The sequence below is a fragment of the Pseudomonas sp. GW821-FHT04D07 genome, assembly GCF_059420225.1.
Genome location: NZ_JBWKTH010000038.1, coordinates 1 through 19,305, shown reverse-complemented (window position 1 = coordinate 19,305; position 19,305 = coordinate 1). Strand labels below are relative to the sequence as shown.

Genomic DNA, 19,305 nt, shown 5'->3' with positions numbered 1-19,305 from the left:
TGCAGATTTTTTATCTGCAAATCATCTTAAGCGCAACGAAACAGAGAGAAATATTCTTCTTCGTCCGGCCTATGATTGTTGTAGGACAAGATTTCCCTTACCCAGGGAATAATTGCCAGCTCGCGCGCCCACTACAAGAAATTCACAAGATAGAGCGTAGAAAGCCATGACCTCAGCGTACGCACCGCTGCGCCTGCACGTTCCTGAACCTTCAGGCCGTCCGGGTTGCAAGACAGACTTCAGTTACCTGCGCCTGACCGATGCCGGCCAGGTCCGCAAGCCCCCGATCGACGTCGAACCCGCCGACACCGCCGATTTGGCCAAAGGCCTGATCCGCGTGCTCGACGACCAGGGCCAGGCCCTTGGCCCCTGGGCCGAAGGCGTGCCGCTGGCGATCCTGCGCCAGGGCATGCGCGCCATGCTCAAGACCCGTATCTTCGACACGCGCATGGTGGTTGCCCAGCGCCAGAAAAAAATGTCGTTCTACATGCAGAGCCTTGGCGAGGAAGCCATTGGCAGCGCCCAGGCCCTGGCCCTGAACCTCGATGACATGTGCTTCCCCACCTACCGCCAGCAGAGCATCCTGATGGCCCGGGAAGTGCCGCTGGTGGACATGATCTGCCAACTGCTGTCCAACGAGCGCGATCCGCTCAAGGGCCGGCAACTGCCGATCATGTACTCAGTGCGTGACCATGGCTTCTTCACCATTTCCGGCAACCTGGCCACCCAGTTCGTCCAGGCCGTCGGCTGGGGCATGGCTTCGGCGATCAAGGGCGATACCAAGATCGCGTCCGGCTGGATCGGCGACGGCGCCACCGCCGAGTCGGACTTCCACACCGCCCTGACCTTCGCCCACGTTTACCGCGCCCCGGTGATCCTCAACGTGGTCAACAACCAGTGGGCAATCTCCACCTTCCAGGCCATCGCCGGCGGTGAAGCCACCACCTTCGCCGGACGTGGCGTGGGCTGCGGCATCGCCTCGCTGCGGGTCGACGGCAATGACTTTATCGCGGTCTACGCGGCCTCCACCTGGGCCGCCGAACGGGCCCGACGCAACCTCGGGCCGACCCTGATCGAGTGGGTTACCTACCGCGCCGGCCCGCATTCCACCTCCGACGACCCGTCCAAGTACCGTCCCGCCGACGACTGGAGCCACTTCCCCCTGGGCGACCCGATCATGCGCCTCAAGCAGCACCTGATCGCCATCGGCCAGTGGTCCGAAGAAGAACACGCCGCGGTCAGCGCCGAACTGGAAGCCGAGATCATCGCCGCGCAAAAGGAAGCCGAACAGTTCGGCACCCTGGCCGGCGGGCAGATGCCCAGCGCCGCGACCATCTTCGAGGACGTCTACAAGGACATGCCCGAGCACTTGCGGCGGCAGCGTCAGGAATTGGGGTTATAAGCCATGAACGATCACAGCAAACTGCAAACGGAGAACGCCGTGGCCACCAGCACCATGACCATGATCCAGGCCCTGCGCTCGGCCATGGATGTGATGCTTGAGCGCGACGACAACGTAGTGGTGTTCGGCCAGGACGTCGGTTACTTCGGCGGCGTGTTTCGCTGCACCGAAGGCCTGCAGAGCAAGTACGGCACTTCGCGGGTGTTTGACGCACCGATCTCGGAAAGCGGCATTGTCGGCGTCGCCGTCGGCATGGGCGCCTACGGCCTGCGCCCGGTGGCGGAAATCCAGTTCGCCGACTACTTCTACCCCGCCTCCGACCAGATCGTCTCGGAAGCGGCGCGGATACGCTACCGCTCCGCCGGTGAGTTCACCGTGCCAATGACCCTGCGTATGCCCTGCGGCGGCGGCATCTACGGCGGCCAGACCCACAGCCAGAGCCCGGAGGCGATGTTCACCCAGGTCTGCGGCCTGCGCACGGTGATGCCGTCCAATCCCTACGACGCCAAGGGCCTGCTGATCGCCGCCATCGAAAACGATGACCCGGTGATCTTCCTTGAGCCCAAGCGCCTGTACAACGGCCCGTTCGACGGCCACCACGAGCGTCCGGTAACGCCCTGGTCCAAGCACCCGGCCAGCGCCGTGCCCGAGGGCTATTACACCGTGCCGCTGGACTGCGCCGCCATTGTCCGCCCGGGCAGCGAGGTGACCATCCTCACCTACGGCACCACCGTCTATGTCGCCCAGGCCGCCGCCGAGGAAACCGGGGTCGACGCCGAAGTCATCGACCTGCGCAGCCTCTGGCCGCTGGATTTGGAAACCATCGTCAATTCCGTGAAGAAAACCCGTCGTTGTGTCGTCGTCCACGAAGCCACTCGCACCTGCGGCTTCGGTGCCGAGCTGATCGCCCTGGTCCAGGAACATTGCTTCCATTACCTGGAAGCGCCGATCGAGCGCGTCACCGGCTGGGACACGCCCTACCCCCACGCACAGGAATGGGCTTATTTCCCCGGTCCGGTGCGCGTCGGTGCGGCCTTGAAACGGGTCATGGAGGTCTGAATGGGTACTCATATCATCAAGATGCCGGACATTGGCGAAGGCATCGCAGAAGTCGAACTGTCGCAGTGGCACGTGCAGGTCGGCGACCTGGTGGTCGAAGACCAGGTGCTGGCGGACGTCATGACCGACAAGGCCATGGTCGATATTCCCTCGCCGGTCCACGGCAAGGTAATTTCCCTGGGCGGTGTGCCCGGTGAAGTCATGGCGGTCGGCAGTGTGCTGATCAGCATTGAAGTGGAAGGCGCCGGCAACCTGCGCGAAGGCACTGAAACACCGGCACCGAAAGCAGCGCCCGTGGCCGTCGCGGAAAAGCCGCTTGCCGAACCTGAAGCAACGAGCAAGCCCGTCGCCAAACCGGCCCCGACCAGCGCCGCCACCCCACGCCCGGCCCCCGTGGCCCGTGCCGCCGACGAGCGTCCGTTGGCCTCTCCCGCCGTGCGCAAACGCGCCTGGGATGCCGGTATCGAACTGCGTTTTGTCCACGGCAGCGGCCCGGCCGGGCGCATCCTGCACGACGACCTCGACGCTTACCTGGCCCAGGGCGAGCAGCCGGCCCCGGCCGTCGCCAGCTATGCCAAGCGCACCGACGAACAGCAGATCCCGGTGATCGGCCTGCGCCGCAAGATCGCCCAGCGCATGCAGGACGCCAAGCGCCGCGCCGCGCACTTCAGCTATGTCGAGGAAGTGGATGTCACTGCCCTGGAAGAGCTGCGCGTCCACCTCAACCACAAGTACGGCGACAGCCGCGGCAAGCTGACCCTGCTGCCGTTCCTGGTGCGGGCGATGGTCGTGGCCCTGCGGGATTTTCCGCAGATCAACGTGCGTTACGACGACGAGGCCCAGGTCATCACCCGCCATGGCGCGGTGCATGTCGGCGTTGCCGCGCAGACCGACGGCGGCCTGATGGTGCCGGTGGTGCGCCACGCCGAGAGCCTCAACCTGTGGGGCACCGCGGACGAGATCAACCGCCTGGCCCAGGCCGCCCGTAGTGGCAAGGCCAGTCGCGAGGAGATGTCCGGCTCGACCATCACCCTGACCAGCCTCGGGGCGTTGGGCGGAATTGTCAGCACGCCGGTGCTGAACCTGCCGGAAGTGGCCATTGTCGGGGTCAATCGCATTGTCGAGCGGCCCATGGTCATCAAGGGCCAGATCGTCATCCGCAAGATGATGAACCTGTCCAGCTCCTTCGATCACCGTGTGGTCGACGGCATGGACGCGGCCCAATTCATCCAGGCCATTCGCGGCTTGCTCGAACAACCCGCCTGCCTGTTTGTGGAGTGATCATGCAACAGACCCAAAACACCACCCTGTTGATCATCGGCGGCGGCCCCGGCGGTTACGTCGCGGCAATTCGTGCCGGCCAGCTGGGCATTCCCACCGTGCTGGTGGAAGGCCAGGCGCTGGGCGGCACCTGCCTGAATGTCGGCTGCATTCCGTCCAAGGCGCTGATCCATGTCGCCGAGCAGTTCCATACCACCCAAAGCTACAGTGGCAACACCTCGCCACTGGGGATCAAGGTGTCGGCACCCACCCTGGAGATCGGCAAGAGCGTCGAGTGGAAGGACGCGATTGTCGACCGATTGACCAGCGGCGTCGCGGCGCTGCTGAAGAAGAATGGCGTCAAGGTGATCCATGGCTGGGCCAAGGTGATCGACGGCAAGCATGTCGAGGTCGATGGCCTGCGTATCCAGTGCGAGCACCTGCTGCTGGCCAGCGGCTCGCAGACGGTGAACCTGCCAATGCTGCCGATGGGCGGGGCGATTATTTCGTCCACCGAAGCGCTGGCGCCGACTTCGATTCCCAAGCGCCTGACCGTGGTCGGCGCCGGTTATATCGGCCTGGAACTGGGGATTGCCTACCGCAAGCTGGGGGCCGAAGTCACGGTGGTCGAGGCCCGCGAGCGGATCCTGCCGACCTATGACCGTGAACTGACCCAGCCGGTGGCCGAGTCGATCAAGGCCCTGGGTATTACCGTACATCTGGGGCATAGCGTCGAAGGTTTCGATGCGGCGTCGAGCAGCCTGTCGGTGCGCGATCCCCAGGGTGAAACCCTGCAACTGGTGACCGACCAGGTGCTGGTGGCCGTGGGACGCAAGCCGCGGACCCAGGGCTGGAACCTTGAAGCCCTGGCGCTGGAGATGAACGGCGCGGCGATCAAGATCGACAACCGCTGCCAGACCAGCATGCGCAATGTCTGGGCGATTGGCGACCTGACTGGCGAACCGATGCTGGCGCACCGGGCCATGGCCCAGGGCGAGATGGTTGCCGAGCTGATTGCCGGTCAGCATCGCGAGTTCAATCCGACGGCAATTGCCGCGGTGTGCTTTACCGATCCGGAGTTGGTGGTGGTTGGTAAAACGCCGGACGAGGCCAAGGCCGCCGGGCTGGATTGCCTGGTGTCGAGCTTCCCGTTTGCCGCTAATGGACGGGCCATGACCCTGGAATCGAAAAGCGGTTTCGTGCGGGTGGTGGCGCGGCGTGACAATCATCTGATTGTCGGCTGGCAGGCGGTGGGGGCTGGGGTTTCGGAACTGGCGGCGGCGTTCGGGCAGTCCCTGGAAATGGGCGCCTGCCTGGAGGATATCGCCGGGACCATCCATGCCCACCCGACCTTGGGTGAAGCGGTGCAGGAAGCGGCGCTACGGGCGTTGGGGCATGCGTTGCATCTCTAAACTCCGCTGATCCAGCCCTATTCGAGGAAATGTATAGAGCTGGCCCTGACAACACTGTGGGAGCGGAGCTTGCCCGCGAATCGTGAGAACGCTGCGGAGTATCAGAGACACCGCGTTATCGTTCTTCGCGGGCAAGCTCCGCTCCCACAAAAGCGGGGCCAGCGTCCTCCCACATAAAACGTCAGTCCCGATAATCCGGGGCCACCCGATCCAACAACCGCAACATCGCCACCCACGCCAGCTGCATGGCATCCGGGTCAGTCAACTGCCCCTCCGCCACCGGCCGCCCCGGGTCGTTGAACTGGCGCTCGGTATGGGCGCACACCGCGTCCGACGGCAACACCAACTCCCCACACGCCTGGGCCGCAATCTGAATCTCGCAGGCCTTTTCCAGGTAATACATGCGGAAAAACGCCTGGGCCACGCTCTCGCCGACCGTCAGCAAACCATGGTTGCGCAGCAGCATCACCGACTTGTCACCCAGGTCGTCGACCAGCCGCGCCTGCTCGTCCATATCCAGCGCCACGCCTTCATAGTCGTGATAAGCCGTGCGCCCGAAGAACTCCATGGAAATCTGGTTCACCGGCAACAGCCCGCACTTGAGCGCCGCCACCGCGCAACCCGCGCGGGTATGGGTGTGCAGTACGCATTGCGCATCCGTGCGTGCAGCATGAATCGCACTGTGAATCACAAACCCGGCCGGATTCACCGGATACGGCGAGTCCTCCACCGCCCGCCCGTCCAGGCCGATCTTCACCAGGCTCGACGCAGTGATCTCCTCGAACATCAGCCCATAAGGGTTGATCAGGAAATGATGGTCAGGCCCCGGCAAGCGCAGGGAGATATGGGTGAAGATCAGGTCGGTCATGCGAAAGTGCGCAATCAACCGATAACAGGCCGCCAGTTGCTCGCGCAATTGACGCTCGATAACCGCCGGCGCGGCAGCCGTGTGCAAAAAATCGTTCAAGCGGATGACTCCCTCAGGCAGGATGGATCGAATCAGGCCGCCGGCACGCCCAAAGGCGCCCGACGGCCCTCAATGCCGATCAATTAAGGCCGAACACCGTCTTGGTGGGAGCAGAGCTTGCTCGCGAAGAGGCCCTTGAGGCCGCTAAAAGCTTCGCGGCGGTGCGGCAATCCGACAAGCAGCACTCCCACGGTCACTGTCCTTAACCGATAGACATTGCCCGGCTGCCGCTACTTTACTTGCTTGCCCAGGCATTGAAACGTTCTTCAAGCTCCTCGCCATGGTCGATCCAGAACGCCACGTTCATCGACAATGCGCCCTTGAGGTTCTGCGGCGCCGTCGGCACCCACTTCGCCAGGCTCGGATCCAGCCGCGCGGCGGCCTGGGTATTGGTCGGACCGTAGGGAATCTGCCGCACGTAGTTGACCTGCGCATCGGCCTGGTTGGCAAAGGCAATGAAGCGCTTGGCCTGGTCGATGTGTTTCGAGCCCTTGATGATCGCCCAGTAATCCATGCCATACAGGCTCTGCGGCCAGACCAGGGCCAGATGACTGCCCTGCTGGGCGGCGGCGGCAACGCGACCGCTGTAGGTCGAAGTCATGACCACGTCGCCGGCCATCAGCCACTGCGCCGGTTGGGCGCCCGCCTCCCACCACTGGATGTACGGCTTGAGCTGATCGAGCTTGGCAAAGGCCCGGTCGATCCCTTTGGGCGTGCTCAATACCGCATACACGTCCTCGGCCTTGACCCCATCGGCCATCAGCGCGAACTCCAGGTTGTACACCGCGCGCTTGCGCAACCCGCGCTTGCCGGGAAAGCTCTTCACGTCCCAGAAATCAGCCCAGGAGGTCGGTGCCCGCGCCAGCTTGTCGCTGTCGTAGGCGATGGCGACACTCCACACCAGCGCCGCCGAGCCGCATTCCTGGGCGGCGTCGGGGATCAACTGGTCGGCATGGCCGATCTGCTTCCAGTCGAGGCGCTCATACATGCCTTCGTCACACCCGCGCATCAAATCCGGTCCTTCGATCTGCACCACATCCCAGTCCACGCTGCCGGTGTCGACCATGACCTTGATCTTGGCCATTTCACCGTTGTATTCGCTCTGGATCAGTTTGCTACCGTCCTTGGCGCTGAAAGGCTGGAAGAACGCCGTGTCCTGGGCTTTCTGCCCGGCGCCGCCATAGCCGACCACCACCATGTCCTGGGCCGCCTGGACGCTGCCCATGGCCAGCGTCAGAAGCAAGGGATAAAAACCGTACTTGCGGGTGTTCGATTTCATCGATGAGTCCTCGTGCGATATCGCCCGGGACCCAAGCCCGCGGCGATCCATTTTCTTGTTGTGTGAGGTACGCCCGGCCATCAGGCGTGATTTGAAGCTAACTCAAGGCAAAGTAAAAAAACAAGTTGATTTTTTACTACAGGTAAATTTTCATGGAACAATAATAACAACCGCCCGTCCTTGAACCCGGGCCGCCTGGAGCCTTGCCATGTCGACGTCGCCACACGCCTTTCGTCATCTGTTCGAACCCCTGCAGATCCGTGGCAAGCGCCTGAAAAACCGCATCATGTCCAGCGGGCACGACACCTCCATGCCCACCGACAACCGGGTCAACGAGCAATTGATCGCCTATCACCGGGCGCGGGCCGAGGGCGGTGTCGGCCTGATCGTGTTGCAGGTGGCGGGAGTGCACGACAGTGCGCGCTACACCGCCCATGTGCTGATGGCCACCGACGATGCCTGTATCGACGGCTATCGGCGGCTGGCCGAGACCTGTCATGCCCACGGCACCCTGGTGCTGTCGCAAATCTTCCATCCGGGCCGGGAAATCATGGAATCCAGTGACGGCCTGCTGGCGGTCGCCTACTCGGCGTCCTGCGTGCCCAACGAACGTTTCCGGGTCATGCCGCGGGCGCTGGACCAGGCGATGATCGACGAGATTGTCGGCGGCTACGCGGCGGCGGCGCGGCGCTTGCACCAGGCCGGGATCGACGGTGTGGAAGTGGTCGCCAGCCACGGTTACCTGCCAGCGCAGTTCATCAACCCACGGCTCAACCGGCGCACCGATGGCTACAACGGCGAGTTGGCGCAGCGCCTGCGTTTCCTCCGCGAAGTGATCGCCGCCGTGCGCGCGGCCACTGACGAGCAGTTCATCATCGGCCTACGGATTTCCGCCGACGAGCGCGATGCCGAAGGCCTGACCGAGGACGAATCCCTGGCCGCCGTGGTGCAACTGCAGGGCGAGCTGGACTATGTGCATATCGTCGCCGGCACCTCGGCGTCCCTTGGCGGCGCGGTGCACATTGTCCCGCCGATGGCCATCGAAGCCGCCTATCTGGCGCAGGAAGCCGGCACGTTCAAGGCCAGGCTGTCGATTCCACTGTTTGTCACCGGTCGGATCAACCAGCCGCAGGAGGCCGAATTGATCCTCTCCCGTGGCCAGGCCGACGTCTGCGGCATGACCCGGGCGCTGATCTGCGACCCGCTGATGCCGAACAAGACCAACAGCGGCCACAGCGAAGATATTCGCGCCTGCATCGCCTGCAACCAGGCCTGTATCGGGCACTTCCACAAAGGTCTGCCGATCAGTTGCATCCAGCATCCGGAAACTGGGCGTGAATTGCAGTACGGGCAGTTGATCGCCACGGCACGGCGCAAGCGCGTGATGATTGCCGGCGGTGGTCCGGCGGGGATGAAGGCGGCGGCCGTGGCGGCGCGGCGCGGGCATGAGGTGACCTTGTACGAAGCCAGTTCGCAGTTGGGCGGCCAGGTGCTGCTGGCGCAGTTGCTGCCCCGCCGTAGTGAGTTCGGCGGCGCCAGCACCAATCTGCAACGGGAAATGGAACTGGCGGGTGTACGGGTGGTGCGCAATACCCGGGTCGACCGGGCCCTGGTCGAACGCGAGAAGCCGGACCTGGTGATTGTCGCCACCGGTGCCGAACCTTACTGGCCGGCCTTCGAGCGCGGTGGTGAGTTGCAGGTGGTGGATGCCTGGCAGGTGCTGCGTGACGAGGTGAAGATCGGCCGTTCGGTGGTGGTGGTCGACTGGCGTTGCGACTGGATCGGGCCGGGGATTGCCGAGCGTCTGGTCCGGGCCGGGCATCAGGTCCGACTGGCCGTCAACGGCACCCATTGCGGCGAGAGCCTGCCGCTGTATGTGCGCGATCAACTGGCCGGCGAGCTGCACCGCCTGGGCCTTCCCATCACGCCGTATGCCCGGCTCTATGGCTGTGACGACAGCACCGTGTACCTGCAACATACCGCCAGTGGCGAGCCGATGCTGTTCGAAGAGGTCGACACCCTGGTGCTGTGCCAGGGGCATCAACCGGTCGACACCCTGGGCGACGAGTTGCAGGGGCTGGTGGAGTTCCGCCGGATCGGCGACTGCCTGGCGCCGCGCACGGTGGAGGAAGCGATCTACGAGGGATTGAAGGTCGCCTGGGAGATCTGAGCGCCGTGACGAGCGGGCAGATTACTTAAGATCGAACACGCTCCCTGTGGGAGCAGAGCTTGCTCGCGAAGGGGCCCTTGAGGCCGCCAAAAGCTTCGCGGGCAAGCTCCGCTCCCACAGTTACGGTGTTTGGCCTTCAATGATCGGTATCAGGTCTTGCCCGCTCGCCACATCCGCAGCACTCGCCCAGTGCCTTATACTGCAGCCCTTTCAAGGATTGGAGCAGGCCATGAGCAACGCCCCAACGCCCGCCGGTGACAGCGCCGCCGCGGGCCCGCAGTTTCTCGGTACGCGCATTCGCGGCCTGCGCAAACGGCGTGGCATGACCCTGACCGAACTGGCGACCCAGGCCGAACTCACCGCCGGCTATATCAGCCAGCTGGAGCGCAACCTCGCCTACCCGTCGATCCCGGCCCTGTTCAATATCGCCCGCAGCCTGGGCGTGACCATCCAGTGGTTCTTCGCCAGCGAGGCCATCACCGCGCCCGCAGACAACGGCTATGTGGTGCGCAAGAACAGCCGCCTGAGCGTGCACTACGAAGACGGCATCGTCGACCAACTGCTGACCCCACAACCCAACCGCCAACTGGAAATCCTCCACTCACGCTTCCCGCCGGGCACCTACAGCCAGCAAAGCTACAGCCACGAGGGCGAGGAAGCCGGCTACCTGCTGTCCGGGATCTTCGAGCTGTGGGTCGGCGATCGCCACTTCCAACTGGCCGAGGGCGACAGCTTCAGCTTCTCCAGCCAGGAACCGCACCGCTACGGCAACCCCGGCGAAGTCGATGCCGTGGTCATCTGGGTCATCACTCCGCCAACGTTCTAGGCACTGTCCCCACACCGCCTGCGCCGAACGTTTTCGTCTAGACCCAACCCCGACAAGGTCCCGCCATGAGTACCGAACAAGCCGCCCCGGCGCTGAAGGAAATCTTCAACAGCGAACGCCTGCTGCATATCGCCAACGAAATGCGCGCGGTGTACCCCGATTTCGACAACGCCGGTTTTATCAGCCGTACCCACCAGGGCCTCGGCGAACTGTCGATCATGCAGCGCCTGGCCCGGGTCAGCGAAAGCCTGCACGCGGTGCTGCCGCTGAGCTACAAGCAGTCCCTCCAGCTACTGCGCCAGCTCGCCCCGCGCCTGAACAGCGGTTTTGTCAGCATGTGTCTGCCGCACTATGTGGCGAGCTACGGGGCCAAGGACTTCGAACGGTCGATGGACGCGCTGAAGTACTTCACCGCCTTCGGCTCTTCGGAGTTCGCCATACGGCATTTCCTGCTCAACGATTTCGAACGCACCCTCGCGGTGATGAAAACCTGGTCCCTGGACCCCGACGAACATGTCCGCCGCCTCGCCAGCGAAGGCTCGCGACCGCGTCTGCCGTGGTCCTTCCGGCTGGCGCGGATCCAGGCCGACCCGAGCCTCGCCGCCGGCATACTCGACACCCTCAAGGCTGACGACAGTCTGTATGTACGCAAATCGGTGGCCAACCACCTCAACGACATCACCAAGGAGCATCCCGACTGGGTGCTGGAACTGATCGAAGGCTGGTCACTGGAGGATCCGCGCACCGCCTGGATCGCCCGTCATGCCCTGCGCAGCCTGATCAAACAGGGCAATCCGCGCGCCCTCACGCTGATGGGTGCCGGCGCCAAGGCCCAGGTCGAAGTGCTGGAGTTGATGGTCGAGCCCGCGGTGATCCGCCTCGGCGACAGCGTCACCCTGTCCTTCACCCTGGCCTCTAGCGCAGCCGCCAGCCAGAAGCTGGTGATCGACTACGCTATCGACTACGTGAAGGCCTCGGGCGCCACCTCGAGCAAGGTCTTCAAGCTCAAGACCCTGAACCTGGCCGCCGGCGCCAGTGAAACCCTGAGCCGCCGCCAACACATCCGCGAACTGACCACCCGCAGGCACTACAGCGGTCATCACGCCGTGCATTTGCTGGTCAATGGCGAGCGCCTGGGCAGCAGCGGTTTCGATCTTCTCGAATAAGCCGGCTTGCAGGTGACAGGGGCAATGCAACGCATCAGGTAAACCGCGTTATCGTTCATCGCCGGCAAGCCAGCTCCCACAATGTCTGCGGTCGTGCGCACACTTCGGGGTTGACACAAAACCTGTGGGAGCCGGCTTGCCGGCGATGGCGATCTCAAGGTCGGCAGCTACCGATTGAGCTTCACGCAACCGAATGGTGTTGCAGTAGAATCGCGACCTCATTTTTTCCAGAGCCCCGCCATGACCGCTCTCCAGACTCCGCCCGCCGCCGAGCCCCAGGCCAGCGAACTGATCCTCGGCCTCGAGGACCGCCCCAGCCTGCCGCTCGGCCTCCTCGCGGCGCTGCAGCACCTGCTGGCGATCATCGTCCCCATCGTCACCCCCGGCCTGCTGATCTGCCAGGCCCTGGGCGTCTCGGCCCGGGACACCAACCTGATCGTCTCGATGTCCCTGGTGATCTCCGGCATCGCCACCTTCGTCCAGTGCCGTCGCTTCGGTCCCTTCGGCGCCGGGCTGTTGATCGTCCAGGGCACCAGCTTCAACTTCGTCGGCCCGCTGATTGCCGGCGGCGCGTTGATGGTCAAGCAGGGCACGCCGGTGGAAGCAGTGATGGCGGCGATCTTCGGCGTGGTCATCGCCGGCTCCTTCGTCGAAATGGGCATCTCGCGGATCCTGCCCTTCGTCAAACGCATGATCACCCCGCTGGTGACCGGCATCGTCGTGCTGATGATCGGCCTGACCCTGATCAAGGTCGGCCTGATCAGCATGGGTGGCGGCTTCAGCGCCATGGCCAACGGCACCTTCGCCAATGGCGAGAACCTGCTGCTGTCCGGCGCGGTGCTGGCGATCATCGTGCTCCTCAACCGTATCCCGCTGGTGTGGATACGCAGCTGCGCCATCGTCATCGCCCTGGCGGTCGGCTATGTCCTCGCCGGTTACCTGGGCCGCCTGAACTTCACCGGCATGCACGAGGCCGCGTTGTTCCAGGTCCCCACGCCGCTGCACTTCGGTCTTGGGTTCTCCTGGGCGTTGTTCATTCCGATGCTGGTGATCTACCTGGTGACCTCCCTGGAAGCCATCGGTGACGTCACCGCCACCAGCAAGGTCTCGCGTCAACCGGTGGAAGGTCCGTTGTGGATGCAGAGGATCAAGGGCGGCGTGCTGGTCAACGGCGCCAACTCGTTGCTGGCCGGGCTGTTCAACACTTTTCCCAGCTCGATCTTCGCCCAGAACAACGGGGTGATTCAGCTGACCGGCATCGCCAGCCGGCATATCGGCAAGTGGATCGCCCTGATGCTGGTGCTGCTCGGTCTGTTCCCCTCGGTGGCCGGCGCGATCCAGGCGGTGCCCGAGCCGGTGCTCGGCGGCGCGGCCATGGTGATGTTCGGCGCGGTGGCGGCCTCGGGGATCAATATCCTCGCCAGCATCCACCTCGACCGCCGTGCACTGCTGATCATCGCCGTGTCCCTGGCCCTCGGCCTTGGCATCTCCCAGGTACCGGAATTCCTCGCCCATATGCCGACGGCGCTGCGTAACGTCCTGGAGTCCGGAGTGGCCACCGGCGGCATCTGCGCGCTGCTGCTGAACGGGTTCCTGCCCGAAGTGCAAAAAGCCTGATGAGCGACACCGGCGACGGCCTTGAAAGGCGCTGTCTTGAGCCTTCCAGCAGGAAAAAAACCTGACCGAAATCAGGTGCTTATTAAACTAAAGTTCATGTCCTGCAGAGGGCTTTTGACTCGGAACTGTCACATACCGACCCTTTAATTGTTTCAAGAGTTTGCTGCTCTTATTTCAATTCTGTGACTAGGATCCGAACCCAATGAACAAGCTGTTGAGCCCCTTAGTGGGCGCCGCCCTGGCGAGTGTCACGATCTACGCCCATGCGGACTTCATCGATGACAGTCACGCCGACGTGACCCTCCTTAACCGCTACCTGAACCAGGATGGTCAAGGCGTCAGTGGCAGCACGGCCAAGGCCAAGAGCTATCACGATTGGGGCCAGGGCTTCCAGTTCGACTTCAAGTCCGGCTACACCGAAGGCACCATCGGCCTGGGTCTGGACCTGCAGGCGTTCTACGGCCTGAAGCTCGATTCCGGCGGCGACCTGGACGACAAGACCCATCAGGGTCGCTACCCCGGCAGTATGTTCCCGCTGGACAACGGCAAGTCCGTCGACCAGTTCGGCGTGCTCAGCCCGACCGTCAAGGCGCGCTTCCTCAAGGATGAACTGCGCGTCGGTACCCTGTACCAGAACAACCCGATGCTGGCCAACACCGACGGCCGCCTGTACCGCCAGACCAACACCGGCGCGCAACTGGTGTCCAAGGACCTGGACAACTTCACCTTCACCGTCGGTGATATCACCCAGACCAAGATACGCAACGAAACCGGCGACACCGGCATGATCACCGCCGGCGGCAGCAAGAAAAGCGATCGTTTCCTCTACGGCGGTGCCGACTACGCGGGTATCCCGGGCACCACCCTGAGCGCCTGGTACTCGAACCTGTCGGATTACTACCAACAGGCTTTCCTCGGAGCCAAGCGGCATGACGCCCTGCCCGTCGGCGCCATCGACAGCGACTTGCGCGCCTACCGCAGCCTGGGCACCGGTGGCAACGCCGATGGCGACAGTCAGTACGCGGCCGCCGGCTACTATGGCAATGGCCTGACCAAGGGACGGATCAACCAGTCGACCATCAGTCTGATGGAAAGCTACAGCCTGGCCGGCCACACCGTCGGCCTTGGCGTGCAGAAAAACAGCGGCAACAGCGACTTCCCATACCTGGACTCCGGCCTGAACAGCGGCGCCGAACTCCAGGGCCCGGGTTCGGGCGCCGACACCCCGGCACTGACCAACATGCAATTGAACAAATTCCAGCACGCCGGCGAGCGCAGCTGGCTGGCCCAGTACAAATATGACTTCGCCCAATTGGGTGTGGACGGCCTGGTGTTTGCCACCACCTACGTCCATGGCGACCAGATTCGCACGCCAGCCAACCCCGACGCCAATGAATGGGAACGCGATATCTCGCTGGCCTACAACGTCCCCACCGGCGAGCTGAAAGGCCTCGGCGTGCGCTGGCAGAATGCCCATGCGAGTCCGGATATCACCGGCCAGACGATCCAGGACGAAAACCGCTTCTACGTCAGTTATGTGATCCCGCTTTGGTAAGAAACCATGGGGCCGGGAAAACCCTGATGTCGTTCAATCAGGGTCGAACACGGTCCTTGTAGGAGCAGAGCTTGCTCGCGAAGAGACCCTTGAGGCCGCTAAAAGCTTCGCGGGCAAGCTCCGCTCCCACATTAGGTGATGTGGTGTTTTCAATAATCCAGGCTGCTGATCAACCCACTCGTTCACTCAATCCCCAGAACAACCACTGCCCCAGGTTTTGTACTTGTACTCCTTGATCTCGCCGCTCGGGGTCTTGTAGGTCATCTTCGCGTCGACGATGCCGCAGGCATAAGGATCGGAGTCCACGCGGATCACTTCGGCAATGTCTTTTCTGTCCAAGGCAAAGGCTTGGGCACTGAAAAGGAAGACCGCAACGGTCAAACACTTCGTATAGATACTCATGGCAACTGACTCGATATGAGAAATAGGGAATAACCCGCCGCGCTGGGCAGACTGCACCTGCGCAGGCTCTCAATCGACCATTATCTATGGATTAAGGAAATGGCAGCATTCATTAACTAATATTTTATAAATACCCTGACACTTAGCCAATTGAATTCTATCTAGTGCTGGCCATCGCTTTCGCCCACTGGAAAGATGACGAAATATTCATGAAACATGACACGCCCTAACGGACAGCCCTGATCTCACCGAGCAACGGTGGGCCGTATTACACTCAGTTTCAGCAAGCTCCCAATTTATTCTTGATTCTATCCAATGCTTTATTCGGATAGCACTTTGGGGCTAGCGGGGTTGGCGGAGGGAGCTCATCGCCTGGTGCAAAATCAAAATTTTCAGTAGTGTATGAAAAATTAATAACGGTCGAAACGCTGATGGAGTTCCTCTTCTTAAAACCAACAGTACTACCCGCCTCCCCCCCACCCTCAGAGTTGGACACTGGCCTTGATCACTCCCTGTTTGAGTGTGTGCCTTAGACGCAAACCCTCAGGTCGCCTACTGTCAGAAATGACAGTTCGGATAGCCGTTCGTCTGAAGACTGGATGGTCGACGCCTGCCTGCCGTGGTTGTTCGGCAATACCCAATGCCAACACGGGTGATCACCGGCAACAGCGAGGCCCGGCAGATCACCGACGAGTACCGCCAGCAACTGCAGTTGATAAAACCCTTGGAGGCCCACCCTGGGAACACCGCCCATGCAAAGAAATGATACTTTTCCAGCACATGGAGACGCAGCGGCACTACACTTTGCGAAAAGAGCCCCAAGCCGCCCCGTCAACCGTAACCAGGAAGTACGCCATGATGCGATGGAGCCGATACAGAAGTGCGGCGCTGGTCACCCTGTTTGTCATTCTCGTCAGCCTCCTGGCATTCCTGCTGCTCAAGGCCTTTTCCCGGGAAACCTCCACCTACTTCGAGTCCCGCGACCTGATCCGCCAGCTCAAGCAACTGGACTCCCGGCTGGACGCCAAGCTGCTCAAGACCCGGATCAGCGACGAATACAATTACAACCTGCTCAGCATCCCCATCGCTGACTCCAGCCGGCGCTGGGACCAACTGGTCGCGCAGAACAGTTCCCTGGACAACTCCGGCATCTGGCAGGCGCGCAAGAAGGCCTACCTGGACGCCACGGCGGAAAAGAACAAGCTGATCGAACAGTTCCAGGCCCACAACACCGCCTTGCGCGATGACCTGGAAACCCTGTCGTCGATCGAAGACGGCATCCAGACCGACCTGGAACCCTTCAGCGTCGAGCATCCGGTGGAAACCCTGAGCGTGCTCTACAGCGCCTCGAAACTGACCTTGAGCGCGCTGGAATATGCGCAACACGTGTCCAACGGCAAAGCCGACAAGATCGAACGGCAGATCCAGCACCTGACGGCGCAAAAAGGCAGCCTGCCAGCGGCGTTGGGCCCGGCCATCGACAAGTTGATCGACCAGGCCAATGTGGTGGTGCGCGAACAACCGCTGGTCAATGACCTGCTCGACCGCATTGGCTTCATCCCGGTCGCCCCGAGCCTGGACGGCATCAACGAACTGTTGAATGAAATCCAGCGGCGCGCGGAGCTGCAGGACCGCCAGTACCTGATTTATCTCAGTGTCTGCGCCGCCCTCATGGCCATGCTGATGTTCTACCTGATCATTCGCCAACTGCGCAGCTATGCGCTGATCAACCAGATGAACAGCGCCTTGCAGTTGTCCAACGAACGCCTCGAACAGCGGGTCGAAGAGCGTACCCGCGAGCTCAAGGAAGCGCAGAGCGAGTTGATGGACACCGCCCGCACGGCCGGCATGGCGGAAATTGCGACCAACGTCTTGCATAACGTCGGCAACGTGCTCAACAGCGTGAACATCTCCGCTGATCTGGTAACCCGCAAGATCCGCTCCAGCAAGGCCCAGGGTCTGACCAAGGCGGTGCAGTTGATCAACGAACACACCGACGACTTCGGGAACTTTGTCAGCCACGACGAAAAAGGCAAGCTGCTGCCCGCCTACCTCAACCAACTGGCGGCGGCCATCGCCACCGAACAGACGGAAATCGTCCAGGAACTGGCACAGCTGAGCAAAAGCGTCGACCACATCAAGGAAATCGTCGCCACCCAGCAATCCTATGCTGGCGCGGCCAAGTTGCTGGAGCCGGTGAACATCACCGACCTGTTCGAAGATGCCCTGCGCATGAACTCGGGGGCCCTGCACCGGCACAAGGTCACGGTGCTCAAGGACTACCAGCCGGTGCCGATCATCCTCGGCGACAAGCACCGCCTGCTGCTGATCCTGATCAACCTGATCAGCAACGCCAAGTACGCGGTGTCCGACCTGACCAACCGCGAACGGGACATCACTCTGGGCGTGCGGGTGGTCGACGGCAAGACCTTGCGCATCAGCGTCAAGGATGAAGGCGAAGGCATTGCGGTGGAAAACATCGGACGGATCTTCACCCACGGCTTCACCACCCGCAAGGACGGCCACGGCTTCGGCCTGCACAGCTGTGCCCTGGCGGCGATCGAGATGGACGGCCGCCTCTATGTGCACAGCGACGGGCCGGGCAAGGGCGCGCTGTTCACCCTGGAGATCCCTTTGAAGACCCTTCATATGCAAGAGGAGCAGACTTCGGCGAACGTCTCCCCGGCCTAGGCGTATTCGAATATTCATCATTGAGAGAGAGCCTTCTGCCAGCGCTCGCTTTACACTTGCCTCAGCCCTTTTTCACCCAAAGATCCGTCTCTGATGACTGAAAACTTCGAAGTCCCAAGCCCTCACGAAAAACACGTCGAACACACCACCGAACACGCCCATGCCCGCGGTGACGGCTTTGCCAGCCGGATCGCGGTAATGACCGCGATCATGGCCACCATTGGCGCCATGCTCAGCTATCAGGCCGGCTCCACCGAAAGCGAAGCGGCGATGGACAAGAACAACGCCGCGATCCTCAAGACCGAGGCCGCCAACCAGTGGAACTACTACCAGGCCAAGTCCAGCCGGCAGAACCTTTCCGAGATGGCCAGCCATATTCCGGGCCTGGATGCCGCGCATTACACGGCCGAGGTCGAGCGCTACAAGAAGGAAAAGGAAGTCGTACGGCAGAAAGCCGAGGACCTGGAAGCCAAGAGTCGCGAATGGGATGACAAATCCGAGCAGGTCCTGCACCAGCATCATCGCTGGGCTCAGGCAATGACGGCGATCCAGATTGCCATTTCGCTGGCGGCAATCACCCTGCTGACCCGTAAAGAATGGCTCAAGCGCCTGGCCTACACCGCCGCGGGTGTCAGCGTGGTGCTCGGCGGGCTGGCCGCGTTGCATATCTGAAACGGTAACGCCCGGCGTCGGTCAGCCCGGTACCGACCGGGCTGACTGATGGAGCCGTGTGACCGCAGCTTACGCCTTGGTGCTGATGATTTCGCCGATCGGCTGACCGCTACCGTTGGAAACGGCTTTCGGCGCGGCCGTGGCCGTGGCGTTGTGATGCAGGTGCTTTTGCACCAGCTTTTGCGCTACGCGGTCGCCATGGCTGGCTTCCTGGGCGGTTTGTGCTGCGGTTTCGTTCGCCTCTTTCAAGGCATCGGTGGCCACGTTGGCGGTGGTCGTGGCGGTGGTCGTGGAAGTTTTCTCCGCAGGTGTCGGGGTCGCCTGGGACTGACCGGCAATACGCACAGAAACAGGGTTTGCAGCCGGAATTGCGCCGATGGACATCGGACTCTCCTTAAATTGGGATCAGCAGACGTGCCCGGTCATGACGTCGACCGGCACACGATTCACTACGACTTACTGTCTCGACCCTTCAAACTGGCCCACCTCCAAAACAACGGGAGGCGAGGGAGAGGTTAATCCCCGGCATGTCCGCGACCTGTTATGGCCAGGTGAAAACTTCGGATTTCGCGGATCTGCGAGGGTTTCGCAGTCGGCTACACACTGGCCTGAACACCGCAAAATTTGTGGGGGCTGGCTTGCTGGCGATGGCGTCCGAATGGACGGCGCAAGGCTCCAGGGCCTCATCGCTGGCAAGCCAGCTCCTACAAGGGGGGCGCATGGCGATATTGTTGGAGCGAACCGAAAATAGTGGGAGCCGGCTTGCCGGCGATGGCGTCCGAATGGACGGCGCAAGGCTCCAGGGCCTCATCGCTGGCAAGCCAGCT

The 19,305-nt window shown here is 62.3% G+C and carries 16 protein-coding genes; 12 read left to right on the top strand and 4 right to left on the bottom strand.

From position 1 onward, the window contains the following. Positions 1-166: 166 nt before the first annotated feature. The 4 genes from AC07T0_RS28735 to lpdA are packed head-to-tail and all read left to right on the top strand — an operon-like array spanning position 167 to position 5,133. The gene (locus AC07T0_RS28735) at positions 167-1,402 is read left to right on the top strand and encodes a 3-methyl-2-oxobutanoate dehydrogenase (2-methylpropanoyl-transferring) subunit alpha (protein ID WP_495004361.1); all 1,236 of its coding nucleotides are present in this window, start codon (positions 167-169) and stop codon (positions 1,400-1,402) included. Positions 1,403-1,405: 3 nt separating this feature from the next. Then, positions 1,406-2,461 carry an alpha-ketoacid dehydrogenase subunit beta gene (locus AC07T0_RS28730; protein ID WP_495004360.1) on the top strand — a complete coding sequence of 352 codons (1,056 nt, stop codon included), beginning with the start codon at positions 1,406-1,408 and terminating at the stop codon, positions 2,459-2,461. After that, positions 2,462-3,742, top strand: a complete 1,281-nt coding sequence (locus AC07T0_RS28725; RefSeq protein WP_495004359.1) for a dihydrolipoamide acetyltransferase family protein — start codon at positions 2,462-2,464, stop codon at positions 3,740-3,742. Between the two features lie 2 nt (positions 3,743-3,744). Next, a complete protein-coding gene (lpdA, locus tag AC07T0_RS28720; protein WP_495004358.1) occupies positions 3,745-5,133 on the top strand; it encodes a dihydrolipoyl dehydrogenase in 1,389 nt (462 codons plus the stop codon). Positions 5,134-5,314: 181 nt separating this feature from the next. Here the strand turns inward: lpdA and AC07T0_RS28715 are convergent, their stop codons facing one another. Then, entirely contained in the window at positions 5,315-6,100 is a 786-nt protein-coding gene (locus AC07T0_RS28715) for a class II aldolase/adducin family protein (protein WP_495004357.1), read from the bottom strand. Between the two features lie 235 nt (positions 6,101-6,335). Continuing rightward, the gene (locus AC07T0_RS28710) at positions 6,336-7,379 is read right to left on the bottom strand and encodes an ABC transporter substrate-binding protein (protein WP_495004356.1); all 1,044 of its coding nucleotides are present in this window, start codon (positions 7,377-7,379) and stop codon (positions 6,336-6,338) included. Positions 7,380-7,587: 208 nt separating this feature from the next. Here AC07T0_RS28710 and AC07T0_RS28705 point away from each other — a divergent pair, with 208 nt between their 5' ends. The 5 genes from AC07T0_RS28705 (at position 7,588) to AC07T0_RS28685 (ending at position 14,713) form a co-directional block, all read left to right on the top strand. After that, a complete protein-coding gene (locus AC07T0_RS28705; protein WP_495004355.1) occupies positions 7,588-9,549 on the top strand; it encodes an oxidoreductase in 1,962 nt (653 codons plus the stop codon). A 229-nt stretch (positions 9,550-9,778) separates the two neighbouring features. Beyond that, positions 9,779-10,375, top strand: coding sequence for a helix-turn-helix domain-containing protein (locus AC07T0_RS28700; protein WP_495004354.1), 597 nt, complete (start codon positions 9,779-9,781; stop codon positions 10,373-10,375). Between the two features lie 65 nt (positions 10,376-10,440). Then, positions 10,441-11,541 carry a DNA alkylation repair protein gene (locus AC07T0_RS28695; protein ID WP_495004353.1) on the top strand — a complete coding sequence of 367 codons (1,101 nt, stop codon included), beginning with the start codon at positions 10,441-10,443 and terminating at the stop codon, positions 11,539-11,541. A 240-nt stretch (positions 11,542-11,781) separates the two neighbouring features. Continuing rightward, complete coding sequence (locus tag AC07T0_RS28690; protein WP_495004352.1) at positions 11,782-13,158, top strand: nucleobase:cation symporter-2 family protein; 1,377 nt, start codon at positions 11,782-11,784, stop codon at positions 13,156-13,158. Positions 13,159-13,360: 202 nt separating this feature from the next. Continuing rightward, positions 13,361-14,713 (top strand): OprD family outer membrane porin, encoded by a 1,353-nt coding sequence (locus tag AC07T0_RS28685; RefSeq protein ID WP_495004351.1) that lies wholly within the window; start codon positions 13,361-13,363, stop codon positions 14,711-14,713. 186 nt (positions 14,714-14,899) lie between these two features. Here AC07T0_RS28685 and AC07T0_RS28680 read toward each other — a convergent pair whose 3' ends face one another. Continuing rightward, positions 14,900-15,115 (bottom strand): DUF2790 domain-containing protein, encoded by a 216-nt coding sequence (locus AC07T0_RS28680; RefSeq protein ID WP_495004350.1) that lies wholly within the window; start codon positions 15,113-15,115, stop codon positions 14,900-14,902. A 640-nt stretch (positions 15,116-15,755) separates the two neighbouring features. Between AC07T0_RS28680 and AC07T0_RS28675 the strand changes: the two genes are divergently transcribed. From AC07T0_RS28675 to AC07T0_RS28665, 3 genes are all read left to right on the top strand, one after another. After that, a complete protein-coding gene (locus tag AC07T0_RS28675) occupies positions 15,756-15,881 on the top strand; it encodes a hypothetical protein (protein ID WP_495004349.1) in 126 nt (41 codons plus the stop codon). Between the two features lie 89 nt (positions 15,882-15,970). Further along, entirely contained in the window at positions 15,971-17,806 is a 1,836-nt protein-coding gene (locus AC07T0_RS28670) for a DAHL domain-containing sensor histidine kinase (RefSeq protein WP_495004348.1), read from the top strand. 93 nt (positions 17,807-17,899) lie between these two features. Then, positions 17,900-18,478 carry a DUF4337 domain-containing protein gene (locus AC07T0_RS28665; protein ID WP_495004347.1) on the top strand — a complete coding sequence of 193 codons (579 nt, stop codon included), beginning with the start codon at positions 17,900-17,902 and terminating at the stop codon, positions 18,476-18,478. 69 nt (positions 18,479-18,547) lie between these two features. On the opposite strand, the gene AC07T0_RS28660 is transcribed toward AC07T0_RS28665, so the two are convergent. Continuing rightward, a complete protein-coding gene (locus tag AC07T0_RS28660) occupies positions 18,548-18,862 on the bottom strand; it encodes a hypothetical protein (protein WP_495004346.1) in 315 nt (104 codons plus the stop codon). Positions 18,863-19,305: the final 443 nt, after the last annotated feature.

Coding starts and splice junctions, on each gene's coding strand:
- AC07T0_RS28670 (WP_495004348.1), top strand. CDS start 15,971: ATGATGCGATGGAGCCGATACAGAAGTGCGGCGCTGGTCACCCTGTTT.
- AC07T0_RS28735 (WP_495004361.1), top strand. CDS start 167: ATGACCTCAGCGTACGCACCGCTGCGCCTGCACGTTCCTGAACCTTCA.
- AC07T0_RS28680 (WP_495004350.1), bottom strand. CDS start 15,115: ATGAGTATCTATACGAAGTGTTTGACCGTTGCGGTCTTCCTTTTCAGT.
- AC07T0_RS28685 (WP_495004351.1), top strand. CDS start 13,361: ATGAACAAGCTGTTGAGCCCCTTAGTGGGCGCCGCCCTGGCGAGTGTC.
- AC07T0_RS28665 (WP_495004347.1), top strand. CDS start 17,900: ATGACTGAAAACTTCGAAGTCCCAAGCCCTCACGAAAAACACGTCGAA.
- AC07T0_RS28710 (WP_495004356.1), bottom strand. CDS start 7,379: ATGAAATCGAACACCCGCAAGTACGGTTTTTATCCCTTGCTTCTGACG.
- lpdA (WP_495004358.1), top strand. CDS start 3,745: ATGCAACAGACCCAAAACACCACCCTGTTGATCATCGGCGGCGGCCCC.
- AC07T0_RS28725 (WP_495004359.1), top strand. CDS start 2,462: ATGGGTACTCATATCATCAAGATGCCGGACATTGGCGAAGGCATCGCA.
- AC07T0_RS28705 (WP_495004355.1), top strand. CDS start 7,588: ATGTCGACGTCGCCACACGCCTTTCGTCATCTGTTCGAACCCCTGCAG.
- AC07T0_RS28730 (WP_495004360.1), top strand. CDS start 1,406: ATGAACGATCACAGCAAACTGCAAACGGAGAACGCCGTGGCCACCAGC.
- AC07T0_RS28695 (WP_495004353.1), top strand. CDS start 10,441: ATGAGTACCGAACAAGCCGCCCCGGCGCTGAAGGAAATCTTCAACAGC.
- AC07T0_RS28690 (WP_495004352.1), top strand. CDS start 11,782: ATGACCGCTCTCCAGACTCCGCCCGCCGCCGAGCCCCAGGCCAGCGAA.
- AC07T0_RS28675 (WP_495004349.1), top strand. CDS start 15,756: ATGCCAACACGGGTGATCACCGGCAACAGCGAGGCCCGGCAGATCACC.
- AC07T0_RS28660 (WP_495004346.1), bottom strand. CDS start 18,862: ATGTCCATCGGCGCAATTCCGGCTGCAAACCCTGTTTCTGTGCGTATT.
- AC07T0_RS28700 (WP_495004354.1), top strand. CDS start 9,779: ATGAGCAACGCCCCAACGCCCGCCGGTGACAGCGCCGCCGCGGGCCCG.